Raw genomic sequence first — 16,648 nt, forward strand, 5'->3', positions numbered from 1 at the left:
CGCCGACCAGGGTACCGTCCTCGTCGCGCAGGGGAATGCGGGTGACCACGAAGTGCTCGTCGCCGAAGGCCATCAGGTCGAGCATGCTCGGCTGGCCGCTTTCCACCACCTCGCGCAGGCGGCTGGCCGGCAGCACCTCTTCGACCTCCTTGCCCAGCGCGCTGCGCGGGTCGCTGATGCCGACCTTCTGCGCGTACTTGTCGTTGATCCAGACGATGCGCGCCTGGCGGTTGACCGCGATGGTGCCCTCGCACTGGGCGTCGAGGTGGTCGAACAGCAGCGGCATGGCCACGGCGCGAAAGCGCTCGGGCGACACGCCGATGATCAGGCCATGCTGGTCGAGGTCGTCGCGGGAAATGGCCATGGGCAAAGGTCCGAAATCAGGTGTCGGCGATTATGGGTGGGGCTCGTTCGGCCGGGCAACGTTAACAGACATCGGACAATGGCATTCGCCGCGCGCTTCTGGAATAGTTAGGCGGCTAAGCGTAACCCGCTGGCCCCTGCCGTTCGCCCACAAGGCCTGCCCGGCAGTAGTGACACCCGCCGTGTCCCCTTCGCGTGCCGACCAGGCGCGCCAGGCGAGCCAACCGCTCACCGCTGGATCCGCACCGCTTTGCGGTGCCACAACGACAACGACCAAGATCCATACAAGGACGCCCCCGATGAAACTCAAGCGACTCTTCTCCGCGCTGGCCGCCGGCGCTGCGCTGACCGCCCTGTGCGCCACCGCGCAGGCGCGTGAATACTCCGTCTCCACCGTGCTGTCGGACGCCTTCCCCTGGGGTCAGGCCGCGCAGAAGTGGGCCGACCTGGTCAACGAGCGCTCCGAGGGGCGCATCACCCTGCGCGTCTATCCCAACGCGCAGCTGGTCGCCGGCGACCAGACCAAGGAATTCTCCGCCATGCGCTCCGGCCTGATCGACATGGCCGTGGGCTCGACCATCAACTGGTCGCCGCAGGTGCCGGAGCTCAACCTGTTCTCCCTGCCGTTTCTGATGCAGGGCGACGCCGACCTCGACGCCATCACCCAGGGCGAGGCCGGCAAGCTGGCCTTCGCCGCCATCGAGCAGCGCGGCATCGTGCCGCTGGCCTGGGGCGAGAACGGCTTCCGCCAGCTGTCCAACTCGGCCAAGCCGGTGCGCAGCCCGGCCGACCTGGCCGGCCTGAAGATCCGCGTGGTCGGCTCGCCGCTGTTCCAGGACACCTTCAACGCCCTCGGCGCCAACCCCACGCAGATGAGCTGGGCCGACGCCAAGCCGGCGCTGACCACCGGCGCGGTGGACGGCCAGGAGAACCCGCTGTCGGTGTTCGACGTGGCGCGCATCGACCAGGTCGGGCAGAAGTACCTGACCCTGTGGGACTACATGGCCGACCCGCTGATCTTCGCGGTCAACCAGCGCGTGTGGAAAGCGCTGCCCGAGGCCGATCGCGAGCTGCTCAGCCAGGCCGCCATCGACGCCGGCAAGTGGGAGATCGAGCTGTCGCGCAGCGCCCAGGCCCAGCGCCTGGCCGATATCCGCGAGCGCGGCGTGGAGGTGATCGAACTGAGCGAGGCCGAGCGTGCCGCCTTCGCCGCAGCCACCGCCGGCGTGCAAGAGAAGTGGGCGCCGCGTATCGGCGAGGCGCTGATGGACGCCGCCCGCCAGGCCGTGGCCCAGCCCTGATCCGTTTTATCTGACCGCAAGTCCCAGGGCTCTGGGGCGTGGTGCTGGAAGTCTGTGGCGCGACACCGGTCCGCTCCCCTCGCCCATTCATGGGCGAGGGGGGAGGGCGAACAGCCGCCGCTGAACCACGCCAACACGGCCATTCGAGGTTTCTATGAGCAAGCCAATCGACGCGCCGCTGGAGCGCGTGCTCGCCACCCTGGCCCTGGTGATCATCAGCCTGATCAGCCTGGCCAACGTGGTGGTGCGTTATTTCACCGATGCATCCTTCGCCTTCACCGAGGAAATCTCGGTGTTTCTGCTGGTCATCCTCACCTTCGCCGGCGCCTCGGTGGCCATGCGCAGCAACCGGCATATCCGCATCGGCCTGCTCGAGCGCCTGTTCCCGCGCCTGCGCACGCCGCTGATCCTGCTGCAGTGGCTGGCCGGCGTGCTGGTGCTGGCTCTGGTGTGCTGGTTCGGTGGCCAGTTCGCCTGGGAAGAATTCCAGTGGGATTCCGAGTCGCCCGGCCTCGGCCTGCCCAACTGGTGGTACGTGGTCTGGCTGCCGCTCCTGGCGCTGCTGCTGTTCGTGCGCCTGACCCAGATGACCCTCGATCGCCTGCGCGGGAGGCTCGGTGATGAGCCCTGATCTCTGGCTGATCCTCAGTTTCGCCGTGCTGCTGGCACTCGGTGTGCCGGTGGCCTTCGCCCTCGGCCTGTCCGGCGCCATCGGCATCGTCGCCGGGCTGTCGCCGGACATGCTCGCCACCCTCGGCACCAACACCTACAACGGCGTGGCCAAGTACCCGCTGATCGCCATTCCGCTGTTCATCCTCACCGGCCTGGTGTTCGAGAAGGCCGGGGTGGCGCTGCGCCTGGTGCGTTTCGCCCAGGCGCTGATCGGCCCGCGCCACGGCGGCCTGGCCCTGGTCGCGGTGCTGGTGTGCCTGATCATGGGCGGCATGAGCGGCTCCGGCCCGGCCGATGCGGCGGCGGTGGCCATGGTGATGCTGCCGAGCATGACCAAGGCCGGCTACCCCAAGCCGTTTTCGGCGACGCTGATCGCCGCGTCCGCTTCCACCGCGATCCTGATTCCGCCGTCGATCGCGCTGATCCTCTACTCCATCGTGGTGCCGGGCGTGGACCTGCGCGCGCTGTTCGCCGCCGGCCTGTTCCCCGGCATCCTCGCTGGCCTGGTGTTGTTGCTGCCGGCCTGGCTGCTGTCGCGTCGTTATGGTTGGGAATCCCCGGAGGAGGGCGAGCGGCCACCGCTGGGCGAGAGCTTCAAGCAGGCGCTGCCGGCGCTGTTCGCCCCGGTGCTGATTCTCGGCGGCCTGCGCAGCGGCCTGTTCACCCCCACCGAAGCGGCGGTGGCCGGGGTGGCCTACGGCGTGCTGGTCGGCCTGCTGCTCACCCGTGAACTGAACTGGCGCAGCCTGTGGAAGCTCTGCGGCGAGGCGGCGGTGATCTCCGGCGTGGTCATGCTGATCATTGCCCTGGCCGGCATCTTCGCCTGGGCCGGCACGATGCTCGGCACCTTCCGCCACCTGGCCGAATGGCTCATCTCGCTGTCGGACAACGGCTGGGTGCTGCTGGCGCTGGTGATGCTCGCCGTGCTGCTGGCCGGCATGCTGCTCGATGCCATCTCCATCTACCTGATCCTGATGCCGATCCTCATCCCGGTGATGCAGCACTTCGGCTGGAACCCGGTGTGGTTCGGCATTCTGCTGGCGATGAACATCGCCATCGGCCAGTTCACCCCGCCGGTGGCGATCAACCTGATGGTCACCGCCGAGGTGGCCAAGATCCGTCTGGAGCAGACCGTCGGTTGGGCGGCGCTGTTCGTCGTGGTGATGTCCAGCGCCCTGCTGCTGGTGGCGATCTTCCCGGAAATCGCCCTGTGGCTGCCGCGCGTGCTCGGCTACGCGGTGTAGCGCCGGCCAGCCCGCGGCGTTTGCCGGCTATAGTGAGGGGACGGTGCGCGGCGGGGGGCTGCGCACCACCGAGGGCGGCGGTGCTGGGCGGACTGATGGTCGATGGCAAGCGAGACGACAACAAGGAGCTGACGACGGGGCACTGCGCGGGCCTGCGCGAAGCCGGCAAGCGCGCGCTGATGCGCACCATCCTGCTCGCCACCGGCCTGACCCTGGGCGGCTTCGCCGTGCTGCAGACGCTGGCCGGCAACTACCCCTTCGCCATCCTCGAGCTGCTCTGCACCGCGCTGCTGCTGTACGGCGGCTGGCGCATCGGGCAGGCGCGCCAGCTGGACCTGTGGGTCTACCTCTACCTGATCCCCACCTTCGCCTTCATCCTCTACATCATCGTCATGCCGGACGCCTCGTCCGCGGCCTTCGTCTGGGTCTACATGATCCCGCTGCTGGCCTACCTGCTGCTGGGCAAGCGGCGCGGCTTCGTGCTGGCCGCGCCCTTCATGCTGGCGGCGCTGTTGCTGTACTTCGAGGACAACCACCTGCAGCTGGACGCCGCCGGGCTGATCGACCTGGGCAACGCCACGCTCTGCGGCGTGCTGATCCTGTTCTTCGTGCATATCTACGACGGCCTGCGCATGCAGGCCTACGAAGAGCTGGAGCGCCTGGCGCAGACCGACTCGCTGACCGGCGTGGCCAGCCGCGGCAGCTTCCAGCACGCTCTGCAACTCAGCATCCAGGAGGCCGAACGCAGCCACGGGCAGCTGGTGCTGGTGCTGCTCGACGTCGACCACTTCAAACAGGTCAACGACCGCTGGGGCCACGAGGCCGGCGATATGGCGCTGCAGCATATCTGCCAGATCCTCCAGCAGCGCCTGCGCGTCACCGACCTGCTCGGCCGCCTGGGCGGCGAGGAATTCGGCCTGCTGCTGCGCCACACCGACAGTGCCGGCGCCGACCCGCTGGTGGAAAGCCTGCGCCAGCAGATCGCCGAACAACCGCTGCAATACGACGGCCAGCCGATCCCCCTGTCCGCCACCTTCGGCCTGGCCGCCTGGCCCAGGGACGGCCGCAGCGCCGCCGAACTCTACCGCAGCGCCGACCGCCGCCTGTACAGCGGCAAGGCGCGCGGGCGCAACCAGCTGGTCAGCGGCGATCTGCCGGGGGAGTTGCTGCTGGATAAGTTCGATCTGCGCTTGTGAGCTGAGCGCGCGCGGTGGATCGGGCATGCAGGGCGCAACTGGCTGGCATGGGGATATTTAATTTCGGCGTGTACCGGGCGGCGGCGATACTGCAGGCCTCGAATCTCAGCCAGGAACGACTCCATGCAAGCGGTTCTCCCTCAGATTATCGGCCTGCTGGCCTGTGTGCTCATGGTCGGGCCTGTGGGCGCGACGCCGGAGGCCGAGCAGCGCCTGCGCGCGGCGGCGGCGGTGGGCGATCTGCCCGGCCTCGATGCCCTGTTGGCGCAGGGCGTGGTCATCGACGCCCAGGACGAGCAGGGCAACAGTGCATTGCTGCTGGCTACCGCGGGCAATCGCATCGAGGTCGCGCGGGTGCTGGTCGAGGCCGGAGCCGACGTCAATTTGCAGAACGCGCGCCAGGACAGCGCCTATTTGCTGGCCGGCGCCAGCGGGTACCTGCAGATCCTCGAGCTGACCCTGGCCCATGGTGCCGACCTGCGCAGCACCAACCGCTTTGGCGGTACCGCGCTGATCCCGGCCTGCGAACGCGGTCATGTGGAAACCGTGCGGCGGCTGATCGCGGCAGGCGTGGATGTCGATCACGTCAACCACCTGGGCTGGACCTGCCTGCTGGAGGCGGTGATTCTCGGTGACGGCGGCCCGGCCCATCAGCGCATCGTCGCGCTGCTGATCGAGGCCGGGGCCGACCTGCAACTGGCCGACCGTGACGGCGTTAGCGCACTGCGGCACGCCGAGCGGCGCGGCCAGACGCGGGTGGCCGAACTACTAATCAATGCCGGAGCCCATTGAGCCATGCACGACGATCAGCATTACCTGCAACAGGCCGTGGCGCTGGCCCGGCAGAATGTCGAAAACGGTGGCCGCCCCTTTGGCGCGTTGCTGGTGCGTGATGGACAGGTGCTGGCGCGATCGGTCAACGAGATCCACCTCAGCCAGGACCCGACCGCCCATGCCGAGCTGCAGGCCATCCGCAGCGCCAGCCGCCAGCTCGGCCCGCGTCTGGACGGCTGCGTGGTATACGCCAGCGGCCAACCCTGCCCGATGTGCCTGGCCGCCATGCACCAGTGCGGAGTCAGCCGGGTGGTGTTCGCCGCGAGCAACGCCGAGGGCGAACCCTTCGGCCTGTCGAGCGCTGCCGTCTACCTGCAGATGAGCCTGCCGCTTGCCGAACAGCGGCTGCCCATCGTCCATTGCCCGCAGGAGGAAATGGCCGATATCTACGCGCGTTGGCAGGCTCGCCAGGTGGCGCTATAAGGGCGATTTTTTAGTTATCGGGTGAGAAGAGGGTTGGTGTATTTTCCGGCTCGATGGAGTGAGATTAATAAATCTGTCCTCTTTTTTACTTCGGGCAGACCTGATCAGTCGTAGTCAGACTTCTCGCCACGCTGATGTCTGCCTAACGCTTCCTCGACCATATCAATGGCTCGCCGTGCTGGTTCAGTGAGTTCTGCTCGCTGAATCTTGTCGATCCATCCTTGGCATGCCTCTATTCCGAGTAGGTCGTCCAGTGTGGCGATTTTCACAAAGTAGAAAGTAGAAGCTCCATTCCCCTCATATGATGTACCTTTGCTTACAGCCGCTATGGCAAACAAAACAAAACGCTCGAGCGTTGTAACCTGCTGCTTGATCCACCGGCTTCCTGCTCCATCAGCGAAGTCATTCAATCGATAGGCAAAGGATATGAAATTCCAATGTGCCAGGAAGGCGTCAGGATTGTGATCGGCCTTAGCTAGCAGATCTGTCACAAACATCAATTTGAGTTGTTCGTAGCCTGCGTCATCCAGATCTGTAGGTTCATTTTTTCGTCTGTGGGAAGCCTCCAAGGCAAGCAGCCGCTCTAGAACGAGATAGCCTTTGGCTGTCTCGAATGCACGTAGCAGTAGTCCGCTGCGCGCGGTTAGATCGTCGGTGCGCAATAGGAAGAATCGCAACAAACGGAACACCTGCACTGGGTGGGATACGGTCGTTATGGAAGACTCACCGCCAACGACAACCTCTCCGGCGTTTAGCAGTGTCTCCAACACCGCTGAAGACTGCTCAATGGGGAACTCGTCAATGTAGGACTCCAGCCTGTCCAATACAGCCTTTTGCTGGGACTCGTTTTGGTTACGCAGAATTTCGCAGAACCGCTTGCTGTCAGGTATCAGCAGCGTTAGCGAGTGCAGTAGCGAATTCGATACTTCGCTGATCGGCAAGGCCAATTCAAAGTAGCGATCGAAGGTCTCGACTCGACACACTCGGGACTCCCTCAGCCATCGGCCGTGTGTGGATCCATCGTAGCTCCTGTTCTTAAAAATCCAGTCGAGAGTTGGGAACAGTTGCTTGATGATCTGTTCTACCCCGCTGCGGTAGTCCTGCGGCGCTAGCGCCACAATATCTTGGACGAGGTTCGTGATTCGGCTTTTCTCGGTTTGATCCTGACGCGTCCACAAATCACTGCCGGTGAGGGCCACCTTATGCTGCGGCATGGCCTCGTAGCTGGCCGGAGCGAAAGTTCTCAGGCACTCCAAAGCAAACAGATCCACGGCATTGATCTCAGCCACGTCGGTGCCTCGTAACAACCTACAATGGAAGGCAAGTGTGGAGGTGTAGCGGTAAACGTCACGAAGATTGTGGAAAAACTGGCTGAGCCCCTTACGGTACACTCCGGTCCAATAGTCAGTATCAAATTTTCCCGCCAGTTGTGGTTCGTTGGCGAGGATCGCATTCAGCCGTTCGAACAGCACCGCCTCCAATCGCTCAGTGGACAGTGCAGGCACGCTAAAGGGAGCCTGGATTATTTTCTCTAGGTATTCAGCCCCCTTGAAGCCTACAAGCTCTAGGCCCCGTTCAACTATGTCCCGTTGGAATAGCAGTAGAAACACTACATTTGGGAAGTCCATGTTGCCTTTGATCAACTGGAACAATGCTTTCATCTGCTCTGGTGAGAGCCGATCGATGTCGTCCATTACGATCAACAGCGGATGTTCGCGTTTAGCCAACAACGTACGGATCTCGCCTCGGATCTCGCTCAAAGTTAGCTCATTCGCCTTCGCTGACTGATCCAGACCCTCAGCGCGATCGGACAAAAATTGAGCTAGCCGCTTCAACGCTGCTGCACTCGCAGCTAGTGCGGAGCCGCCGCTCAATACGGCCATCACCGTTTGTGCTGCAGGGTTCTCGGTCCAGGCGCTGAGGTACGAGGTAACTAAGGCGGAGCCAAGGAACAGTGGTAGATATTTGGCGAAGCCCTCCATCAGGGCAGCCCCGGTATTGAGCTTTCGCCCGTACTGGCGTAGTACCTTGGCCAACTGCTTGCCATCTTCGCTTTTGTCCTTGCGCTTGATAGCCAAGGAAACCTCATTGAAAAATGAAGAGCTAAGTTTCTCCTGGCCGGTCCATTCCCAAGGGTTGTATTCAATAACTTCGTGGCTAGGGGTTGTCGCGAATTGCAATATGGCCAAGTTCTTGATTGAACTCTTGCCACTGCCCCATGCGCCCGTTAAGGCGATCACAAGGCTTTCTTTGTTTTTCCAGCCTGCAATTGCGGCTGCAAGGTTTTTCGCGAACGTCGATCGACCGAGCAAGTCTTGTTCGTGTGCTTCGATCGGTCGGTCATCGGCGAATCCCAAATCATCCATCAGGCATTCCTTACGAATCGAAAAAGAAAGAAAAAGGGGACAAAGAAAAAGGGGACAGATCTACTTTTTGCCCGGGGCTCCTTGGTCGTGTCATCCCTTTGTTTCTTAAAGATTTTGCATGGTTCGGCACTTGGGAAACCCCGAACACCCCCAAAACTGCTGTCCTGCTTTCGGGCCTGATTTCACGGTGCGTATCAGCAGCGCGCTGCCGCACTTCGGGCATTGCCGTTCGGCCGTCGGATCGCTGCGGCGCTTGAGGTTTTGTACGTGCTCGCGATGGGTGGCGAGGGTCGGCGCGCGGCGACCGCTTTGCAGGGCCTGCAGCATGGCGTCGACTTCGGCCGCGCTGAATACCGGCTGCTGGAATGACTGGATATAGCGGATAAAGCCGATGCCCTGGGTGACGTTGGCCGGCATCTCGGTCTTGAAGGTACTGCCGCCGACGAAGGTGATGACCGAGTGCAGGTGCTCGGGGCTGACGCCCAGGGTGGCTTCCAGGGCCTTGAGGTGCTTGTAGTTCTGCCGCAGCGGGTTCTGGAAGTTGAAGCTGCGCTTGCGAAACTTCTGCGTCCACTGCGCTTGCTTCTCGCTGCCGAAGATCCAGCCGCTCATGTTCTTCGTTTCCAGCACGAAGATGCCGTAGGGCGAGAGGAAGACGTGGTCGATCTGCGTGGTGCCGTCCGGGGTGTTCAGGGTGACGTTGTGCAGGCGGCGGTAGGTCTGCTGGTCCAGCTGCCAGTGGGCGAACAGCCGCACCAGCAGCTCTCCGATCAGGCCCTTGGCCCAGGGCGACTTGAGCAGGCCGATCAGCAGGGCCGCCGGGATGAACCAGCTCAGCATGCCCCAGACCTGGGCGACTATCGGGCTGTAATCCATTTTTCTTCCTTGAGCAAAGCCGCTTGAGGGCCGGGCGAGCCGGCGTGCCGAAATCCAGGCGCCCGGCACTGCCCCGGATAATGGCTAATTGCTTTGTATGGCTCAAGGGGGCGCGACCATTGTCCTATGGCCGGCGAGTGCGATGCGGCGGGTCGTCAGGGCTCAGGTGGCACGCTGTATCCGTGGCGGTGTGAGGGAGCCTGTCCTCTGCGGTCATCCCCGTGTGAGCCGAATCATGCGCTGCATTCGCTCACGTTTCGGTTCTGTAGGCTGGCGCGGCAAGGCGCTGCAAGCAGGCCCGCGTAGCGTGAATGCGTCGTACCGCGGTGACTCGTGGCCGCCTGGTGGGCCAGAAACACGAAAGCCGCGCAATGCGCGGCTTTGAAGGTGGTGGGCCCAGCAGGACTTGAACCTGCGACCAATCGATTATGAGTCGAGTGCTCTAACCAACTGAGCTATAGGCCCCCAGAAGGCCGGCGGATTATACCGGCGCGCTCTCGCCAGTGCCAACCGCGTGACCGGGCGAGAGAAACTTGCGGGCGAAGGCGTCGGCGGGCAGGGGGCGGCTGACCACGTAGCCCTGGATCTGCAGGCAACCCTCGGCGGCCAGGCAGAGCTCCTGGGCCTTGGTTTCCACCCCTTCGGCGATCACCGTCAGCTGCATGCTGTGGCCCAGGGCGATGATGGCGCGGGTGATCGCCAGGTCGTGCGGGTCGTCCGGCAGGCCGCGGACGAAGGACTGGTCGATCTTCAGCACGTCCAGCGGCAGGCGCTTGAGGTAGCTGAGCGAGGAGTAGCCGGTGCCGAAGTCGTCGATGGCCAGTTGCACGCCGAGCTGCTTGAGCTGGTGGAGGATGCCCAGCGCTTCCTCGGCCTGGTTCATGATGAAGTTTTCGGTGATCTCCAGCTGCAGCCGCTGCGGCGCCAGGCCGTGCTGTTGCAGCAGTTCGTCGATGCGTGCGAGCAGGTTGGCCTGGTGCAGCTGGGCGCCGGCCAGGTTGACCGACAGCGGGCCGAAGCTGCCGTGTTCCTCCTGCCAGTGCTGCAGCTGGCGGCAGGCTTGCTGCAGCACCCAGTCGCCCAGCGGCAGGATCAGCCCGCTTTCCTCGGCCACCGGGATGAAGCGATCCGGCGGGATGTCGCCGAACACCGGGTGCGGCCAGCGCACCAGGGCTTCGGCGCCGACCAGGCGCTGGCTGCGCAGGCAGAGTTTCGGCTGGTAATGGAGGCACAGCTCGTCGCGCTCCAGGGCGCGGCGCAGTTCCTGTTCCATGGCCATGCGTTCGTTGACCTGGAAGGTCAGCGAACGGGTGTAGCGTTCGCTGCGGTTGCGCCCCTTGGCCTTGGATTGGTACATGGCGGCGTCGGCGTTCTTCACCAGGGTGGCGACGTCGGCGCCGTCCTTGGGGTAGAGGCTGATGCCGATGCTGGCGCTGATGAAGAACTCGTGGTTGTCGATCTGGAAGGGCGCGGCGAAGCACTCCAGCAGCTTCTGCGCGACCTGTTCGGCGTCCTGCGGCTGGTGCAGGCCGGGCAGCAGGATGATGAATTCGTCGCCGCCGAGGCGGGCCACGGTGTCGATGTCGCGCAGCTGCAGCTTGAGGCGCTCGGCGATGGCCTTGAGCAGCAGGTCGCCGACCGGATGGCCGAGGCTGTCGTTGATCTGCTTGAAGCGGTCGAGGTCGAGGAACAGCACGGCGCCCAGCTGGTCGTCGGCGCGCGAGCCCTCCAGGGCGCTGCGCAGGCGGTTCTCGAACAGCAGGCGGTTGGGCAGGCCGGTCAGCGGGTCGTGGTGGGCCTGGTGGTCGAGGCGGGCCTGGGCGTGCTTGAGGCTGGAGATGTCGGCGAACACCCCGACGAAGTGGGTGACCCGGTCCTCGGCGTTGCGCACCGCGCTGATGGTCAGCCATTCGGGGTAGAGCTCGCCGTTCTTGCGCCGGTTCCAGATCTCGCCCTGCCAGTGGCCGTTGGCCGCCAGGCTGTGCCACATGGCGGCGTAGAAGGCGCTGTCGTGCTGGCCGGAGGCGAGCAGGCTGGGGCGCTGGCCGAGCGCCTCGGCCTCGGCGTAGCCGGTGATCTGGGTGAAGGCGCGGTTGACCGCGGTGATGCGCTGCTCCAGGTCGGTGATCATCACCCCTTCGGCGGTGCTCTCGAACACGGTGGCGGCCTGCTGCAGTTCCTCCTGCATCTGCTGGCGCTCGGTGATGTCGCGGGCGATGGTCAGCAGGCAGTCTTCGCCGCCGATCGGCAAGGGCTGCGCCGACAGCTCGCACAGGCGCAGCTGGCCGTCCTTGGTGCGCACCGGGGCGATCATCTCGCGCACCCGGCCGCGCAGGCGGATGGCGTCGACCAGGCGCTGGCGATCCCGCGGGTCGGCCCAGATGCCCAGGCTCAGGGTGCTCTGCTCGGCGATCTCGTCGAGGCGGTAGCCGGTGATGCGGCTGAAGCCCTCGTTGGCCTCGACCAGCAGGCCGTCGCGCAGGCGGGTGATCAGCAGGCCGTCGGGCGAGGCGTGGAAGGCCTTGGCGAACTTCTCCTCGGAAATCTGCAGCTGCTCCTGGGTGGCCTTGAGCTGGCTGATGTCGCGCACCACCACCACCAGCGCGGGGGTGTCGGCGAGCTGGAAGGCCTCGGCCGAGATCAGCCCGGTGAACAGGCTGCCGTCGGCGCGGCGGAAGGGCAGCTCGAGGTTGCGCAGGGTCTCGTTCTGCAGGCGCAGCAGCAGGTTCGGGCCGATGCCGGGCACGCCCCAGATGTCCAGTTCAGTGGCGGTCTTGCCGATCGCCCGTTCGACGCTGACGCCGGTTTGCTCGGTGAACGCGGCGTTGACCTCGAGCAGCACGCCGTCGGCGCGGCGGGCGATGACCAGGATGTCCGGGCACTGCTGGAACACAGAGGCGAACTTCTGCTCCGACAGGCGCAGCGCCTGCTCGGTCTGCTTGGTCTCGCTGATGTCGATCATCAGGCCGCGCACCACCTGGCGTTCGCCGCGCTGCAGCAGGGTGATGATGTCGCGCACCCACACGCTGCGGCCGTCGGCGGCCTGCAGGCGGTATTCGAGAACATGATCCTGGCCGGCGCTGCAGTGCTCCAGGCACTGGCGCAGGGTGCGCTGGTGGTCGTCCGGGTGCAGGTGCTGCTGCCAGAAGCCCGGCTGCAGCCAGTCGCCTTGCGGGTATCCGAGCAGCTTCTCGGCATGCGGCGAGACGTAGGTGAAGCGCAGGTCGCCCGGCTCGGCCTCCCAGGCGATGGCCGAGAGGCTTTCCACCAGGTCGCGGAAGTGCTGCTCGCGGCTGCGCAGCTCCTGTTCCAGCTCGGCGCGGCGCTGCATCTCGCTGTGCAGGCGGCGGTTGATGCGCAGGATGATCGCGATCACCGCCAGCAGGCCGAGCAGCGCCGGCAGGCCGTAGAGCAGCACCTCGCGCCAGATGCTGCGGCGATCCAGCACGCCGCCGACCCAGGGCGCCTGGAGCACGGCGATCTCGCTGGGGCTGAGTTCGGCGAACAGCTTGTCGAGGATGCCGATCAGCACCGGCTGGTCGCGCGGGGCGGCCATGGCCAGCTGGTAGCGGTAGGGCGTTTCGCCGCTGATGAACAGGCCGTCGAGCTTGAGCTGGCGCAGGCTCCAGACGCTGGAGGCGAGGTCGCCGACCAGGGCGTCGGCCTGGCCGGTGGCCAGCGCCTGCAGGGCCGCGGCGACGCTGGGCAGCGGCTGCAGGTTGAGGTCGGGGTGGCGCTGGCGCAGCAGCTCGTGCGGCGCGTAGTTGGCCACCACGGCGACCTTCAGGCCGTAGAGGTCGTCCATGTGCCTGGGTTGCGGGCCGCCGTTGCGGGCCAGGATGACGATGGGGAAATCCAGGTAGGGGCGGGTGAAGGCCAGGTAGGTCTGGCGTTCCGGGGTCGACATGATGCCGGGCAGCAGGTCGATTTCGCCGGCGCGGGCCTGCGCCAGCACTTCGCTCCAGCTGCTCGGCTCGACCGGCTGCAGGCGTACGCCCAGGCGGCTTTCGATCAGCCGCACGTAGTCGGCGGCCAGACCCTGGTACTGACCCTGATCATCGCGGAATTCGAAGGGCGGCCAGGAGGCATCGACGCCCAGGCGCAGCTCGGGATGGGCCGCCAGCCAGCGGCGTTCCTCCTCGCTGAGGGTCAGAGCCGAGGCCGGGGTCGTCCAGTACGCCAGGCACAACAACAGAATGGCCGGCAAGCGTGGCATAACAGCCTCGTTTCGGAACCAGTACCTGTCGCAGTGTAGACCGGCTGCCGCATAGATGGCAGTTTGCCTGCGCACTAAAGCAGAGGCGATGTCTGCATCAATGCTCGGGAATGGGGGCAAAGGCCCGTAGGCTGGGCGTTAGCCCGGCAATGGCGGCTGGCGTGGGTCACGGCGGATCGCCGCCTAAGACCCCCGAGCCTTGCTTGGAGCCCTGGCAACAGCTGACTGGGACAGCGCTAAAGCAAAACCCCCGGCCTGGGCCGGGGGTTCTGTTGTCACTCGTCGAGGAAGGAGCGTAGATGCTCGCTGCGCGTCGGGTGGCGCAGCTTGCGCAGCGCCTTGGCTTCGATCTGCCGGATACGCTCGCGGGTGACATCGAACTGCTTGCCCACTTCCTCGAGGGTGTGGTCGGTGTTCATGTCGATCCCGAAGCGCATGCGCAGGACCTTGGCTTCACGGGCAGTGAGGCCGGCCAGCACTTCGCGAGTGGCTTCCTTGAGGCTTTCGACCGTGGCTACGTCGATCGGGGACTGCATGGTGCTGTCCTCGATGAAGTCGCCCAGGTGCGAGTCTTCGTCGTCGCCGATCGGGGTTTCCATGGAGATCGGCTCTTTGGCGATCTTCAACACCTTGCGGATCTTGTCCTCGGGCATCTCCATGCGCTCGCCCAGCTCTTCCGGAGTGGGCTCGCGACCCATTTCCTGGAGCATCTGCCGGGAGATGCGGTTGAGCTTGTTGATCGTCTCGATCATGTGCACCGGGATACGGATGGTGCGCGCCTGGTCGGCGATCGAGCGGGTGATCGCCTGGCGAATCCACCAGGTGGCGTAGGTCGAGAACTTGTAGCCGCGACGGTATTCGAACTTGTCCACCGCCTTCATCAGGCCGATGTTGCCTTCCTGGATCAGGTCGAGGAACTGCAGGCCGCGGTTGGTGTACTTCTTGGCGATGGAAATCACCAGACGCAGGTTGGCCTCGACCATTTCCTTCTTGGCGCGGCGAGCCTTGGCTTCGCCGATGGACATGCGCCGGTTGATGTCCTTGATCTCGGCCAGGCTCAGGCTGCACTCGGCTTCCAGGTCGGCCAGCTTCTGCTGGCAGCGCTGGATGTCGGCCTGCAGGTTGCCCAGGGCTTCGGCGTACTTGGCCTTGCCCTTGGCCAGGTCGGTGGCCCAGGCCATGTCGATTTCGTTGCCCGGGAACAGGCGCAGGAAGTCGGCACGCGGCATGCGCGCATCGCGGACGCACAGCTGCATGATGGCGCGTTCTTGGGCACGCAGGCGGTCGAGGGCGTCGCGCACCTGGCTGACCAGGGCGTCGTACTGCTTGGGCACCAGCTTGATCGGCATGAACAGCTCGGCCAGCGCGGCCAGCTCTTCGGTGGCCTGCTTGCTGCCACGGCCATGCTTCTTCAGCGCCTTCTGCACCTTGTCCAGCTGCTCGGCCACGGCATTGAAGCGGCGTGCCGCCTCTTCCGGGTCCGGACCGCCGTCGCCTTCTTCTTCCTCGTCGTCGCTGCTCTCTTCTTCCTCGTCGTCGTCGCTGTCTGCGGCGGCGGCGCCTTCCTTGACGGGGACGGGAGCGGCGGCTTCGTCGGGTACGCTGCCGTCGTCCGGGTCGATATAGCCACTGAGGATTTCGGCCAGACGGCCGCCCTCGGTGGTGACGCGGGTGTACTCGGCGAGGATGCCGTCGACGGTGCCGGGGAAGTGGGCGATGGCGCTCATCACCTCGCGGATGCCTTCCTCGATGCGTTTGGCGATTTCGATCTCGCCTTCGCGGGTCAGCAGTTCCACGGTACCCATTTCGCGCATGTACATGCGCACCGGGTCGGTGGTGCGGCCGATATCGGTCTCAACGGCGGCGAGGGCGGCAGCGGCTTCTTCGGCCGCGGCTTCGTCGGTGTCGGCTTCGGCCAACAACAGGGCGTCCGCATCCGGAGCACTCTCGAATACGTTGATCCCCATGTCGTTGATCATGCGGATGATGTCTTCCACCTGTTCCGGATCGGAAATATCTTCCGGCAGGTGGTCATTGACCTCCGCGTACGTCAGGTAGCCCTGCTCGCGACCGCGGCTGATCAATTCTTTCAAACGAGATTGCTGTTGCGCTTTTACGGACATAACACCCTATCCACTGAAGGTCTTGGCGGGCTGAAAACAAGCCGCGGATTATACCTGATTAAGACCCTTACGCGCCAGTTGGGGAGGGGGAGACTGGTGATGCGTTACGGCTTAGCAGGGCGCGCAGCTGATCTTTTTCCTCTGCGCTCAACTCACTTAGACGGGCCTTGCGCAGCAGTTGTTCAAGGCTGCGCTCGCGTTGGCGGGCTGCAAGAGTAGTTATAGTGTCGAAAAACTGTTGTTCAAGGTTGTCCGCTGAAATCAGCCATTCCTTTTCCGCCAGGGCCCGCAGTAGACGGCCCTGTTCGGTGCCGTGCCAGCGTGCGATCAACTGCAGCGAACGCAGCCCGGGATTTTTCTGCAGGGCGCCGACCAGGGCCACCAGCAACTGGGCGTAGGTGTCGTCTTCGTCGGCGAAGTGGCTGACGTCCTCGACCTTCTGCGCCAGCTGCGGATGGTGCAGCAGGGTGCGCAGGGCGCTGAGATGCGGCGATTCGACGCTGACCGCGGTGCGCGGCGCGCGCGGGGCGAAGTCGCCCTGGCCCTTCTTGCTCCACTTGCCGCCGTCCTTCTTCCAGCCGCCCTTGCCCTTGCCGGCGCTGCGTTCGTAGCTCGGCGCGGACGCCGGCTGCTCGTAGCCGCCCAGATCCGGCGCGGCGTCGTAAAAGGCGCTGTCGGGGATGTCGGCGTAGTCCGGGTAGTCGCCGCCGGGCGCCGGGCTGGCGTGGCTCGGCTGGCTGCGCGGGGCGCTGGCGACCTGGCTGAGGGCTTCGCCGGAGAGGCCGGTGATCTCGCTCAGGCGCTGGCGCATCAGGGCGCGCAGGTTGTTGCCGGGAATCTTGTCGATCAGCGGTGCGGCCAGGGTGACCAAGTGCGCCTTGCCTTCCAGCGAGCGCGGGTCGGCCTCTTCGGACAGCTGCTGGAAGAAGTAGTCGGCCAGCGGCTGGGCGTGCTGGTTGATCCGGGCGCGGAAGGCGTCGGTGCCCTCGGCGCGCACCAGGGTGTCCGGGTCTTCGCCTTCGGGCAGGAACAGA

11 protein-coding genes, 1 tRNA gene and 1 pseudogene are annotated in these 16,648 nt (G+C 65.0%); 6 read left to right on the forward strand and 7 right to left on the reverse strand.

Annotated features, from left to right (window positions below; all coding sequences use genetic code 11):
- Positions 1-364 (reverse strand): PAS domain-containing protein (locus N878_RS21550; protein ID WP_031303671.1); only part of this gene is annotated, 364 nt, incomplete at its 3' end.
- A gap of 298 nt (positions 365-662) precedes the next feature.
- On the opposite strand from N878_RS21550, the gene N878_RS21555 reads away from it, so the two are divergent.
- The 6 genes from N878_RS21555 to N878_RS21580 all read left to right on the forward strand — a co-directional run bounded on the left by N878_RS21555 (position 663) and on the right by N878_RS21580 (position 6,033).
- Positions 663-1,664, forward strand: a complete 1,002-nt coding sequence (locus N878_RS21555; protein ID WP_021445603.1) for a DctP family TRAP transporter solute-binding subunit — start codon at positions 663-665, stop codon at positions 1,662-1,664.
- A gap of 154 nt (positions 1,665-1,818) precedes the next feature.
- The gene (locus N878_RS21560; RefSeq protein ID WP_021445604.1) at positions 1,819-2,295 is read left to right on the forward strand and encodes a TRAP transporter small permease; all 477 of its coding nucleotides are present in this window, start codon (positions 1,819-1,821) and stop codon (positions 2,293-2,295) included.
- Complete coding sequence (locus tag N878_RS21565; protein ID WP_021445605.1) at positions 2,285-3,580, forward strand: TRAP transporter large permease; 1,296 nt, start codon at positions 2,285-2,287, stop codon at positions 3,578-3,580. Before N878_RS21560 ends, N878_RS21565 begins: the two co-directional genes overlap by 11 nt.
- A gap of 95 nt (positions 3,581-3,675) precedes the next feature.
- Positions 3,676-4,776, forward strand: coding sequence for a GGDEF domain-containing protein (locus N878_RS21570; RefSeq protein WP_031303672.1), 1,101 nt, complete (start codon positions 3,676-3,678; stop codon positions 4,774-4,776).
- A gap of 123 nt (positions 4,777-4,899) precedes the next feature.
- Entirely contained in the window at positions 4,900-5,568 is a 669-nt protein-coding gene (locus N878_RS21575; protein ID WP_021445607.1) for an ankyrin repeat domain-containing protein, read from the forward strand.
- Between the two features lie 3 nt (positions 5,569-5,571).
- Entirely contained in the window at positions 5,572-6,033 is a 462-nt protein-coding gene (locus tag N878_RS21580) for a nucleoside deaminase (RefSeq protein WP_021445608.1), read from the forward strand.
- A gap of 104 nt (positions 6,034-6,137) precedes the next feature.
- On the opposite strand, the gene N878_RS21585 is transcribed toward N878_RS21580, so the two are convergent.
- From N878_RS21585 to N878_RS21610, 6 genes and pseudogenes are all read right to left on the reverse strand, one after another.
- A complete protein-coding gene (locus N878_RS21585; protein WP_021445609.1) occupies positions 6,138-8,399 on the reverse strand; it encodes a P-loop NTPase fold protein in 2,262 nt (753 codons plus the stop codon).
- Positions 8,400-8,504: 105 nt separating this feature from the next.
- Positions 8,505-9,275, reverse strand: a complete 771-nt coding sequence (locus N878_RS21590) for a nuclease-related domain-containing protein (protein WP_021445610.1) — start codon at positions 9,273-9,275, stop codon at positions 8,505-8,507.
- Positions 9,276-9,663: 388 nt separating this feature from the next.
- Positions 9,664-9,740 (reverse strand) — tRNA-Ile (locus N878_RS21595).
- Positions 9,741-9,756: 16 nt separating this feature from the next.
- Positions 9,757-13,491 (reverse strand): bifunctional diguanylate cyclase/phosphodiesterase, encoded by a 3,735-nt coding sequence (locus tag N878_RS21600; RefSeq protein ID WP_021445611.1) that lies wholly within the window; start codon positions 13,489-13,491, stop codon positions 9,757-9,759.
- A gap of 275 nt (positions 13,492-13,766) precedes the next feature.
- A complete protein-coding gene (gene rpoD, locus N878_RS21605) occupies positions 13,767-15,614 on the reverse strand; it encodes an RNA polymerase sigma factor RpoD (protein ID WP_031303673.1) in 1,848 nt (615 codons plus the stop codon).
- A 67-nt stretch (positions 15,615-15,681) separates the two neighbouring features.
- A pseudogene (locus tag N878_RS21610) lies at positions 15,682-16,648 on the reverse strand (DNA primase); the annotation flags it as partial.

Origin of the sequence: Pseudomonas sp. EGD-AK9 (assembly GCF_000465935.2) — a bacterium.
In the GTDB taxonomy this organism is placed as follows: domain Bacteria; phylum Pseudomonadota; class Gammaproteobacteria; order Pseudomonadales; family Pseudomonadaceae; genus Aquipseudomonas.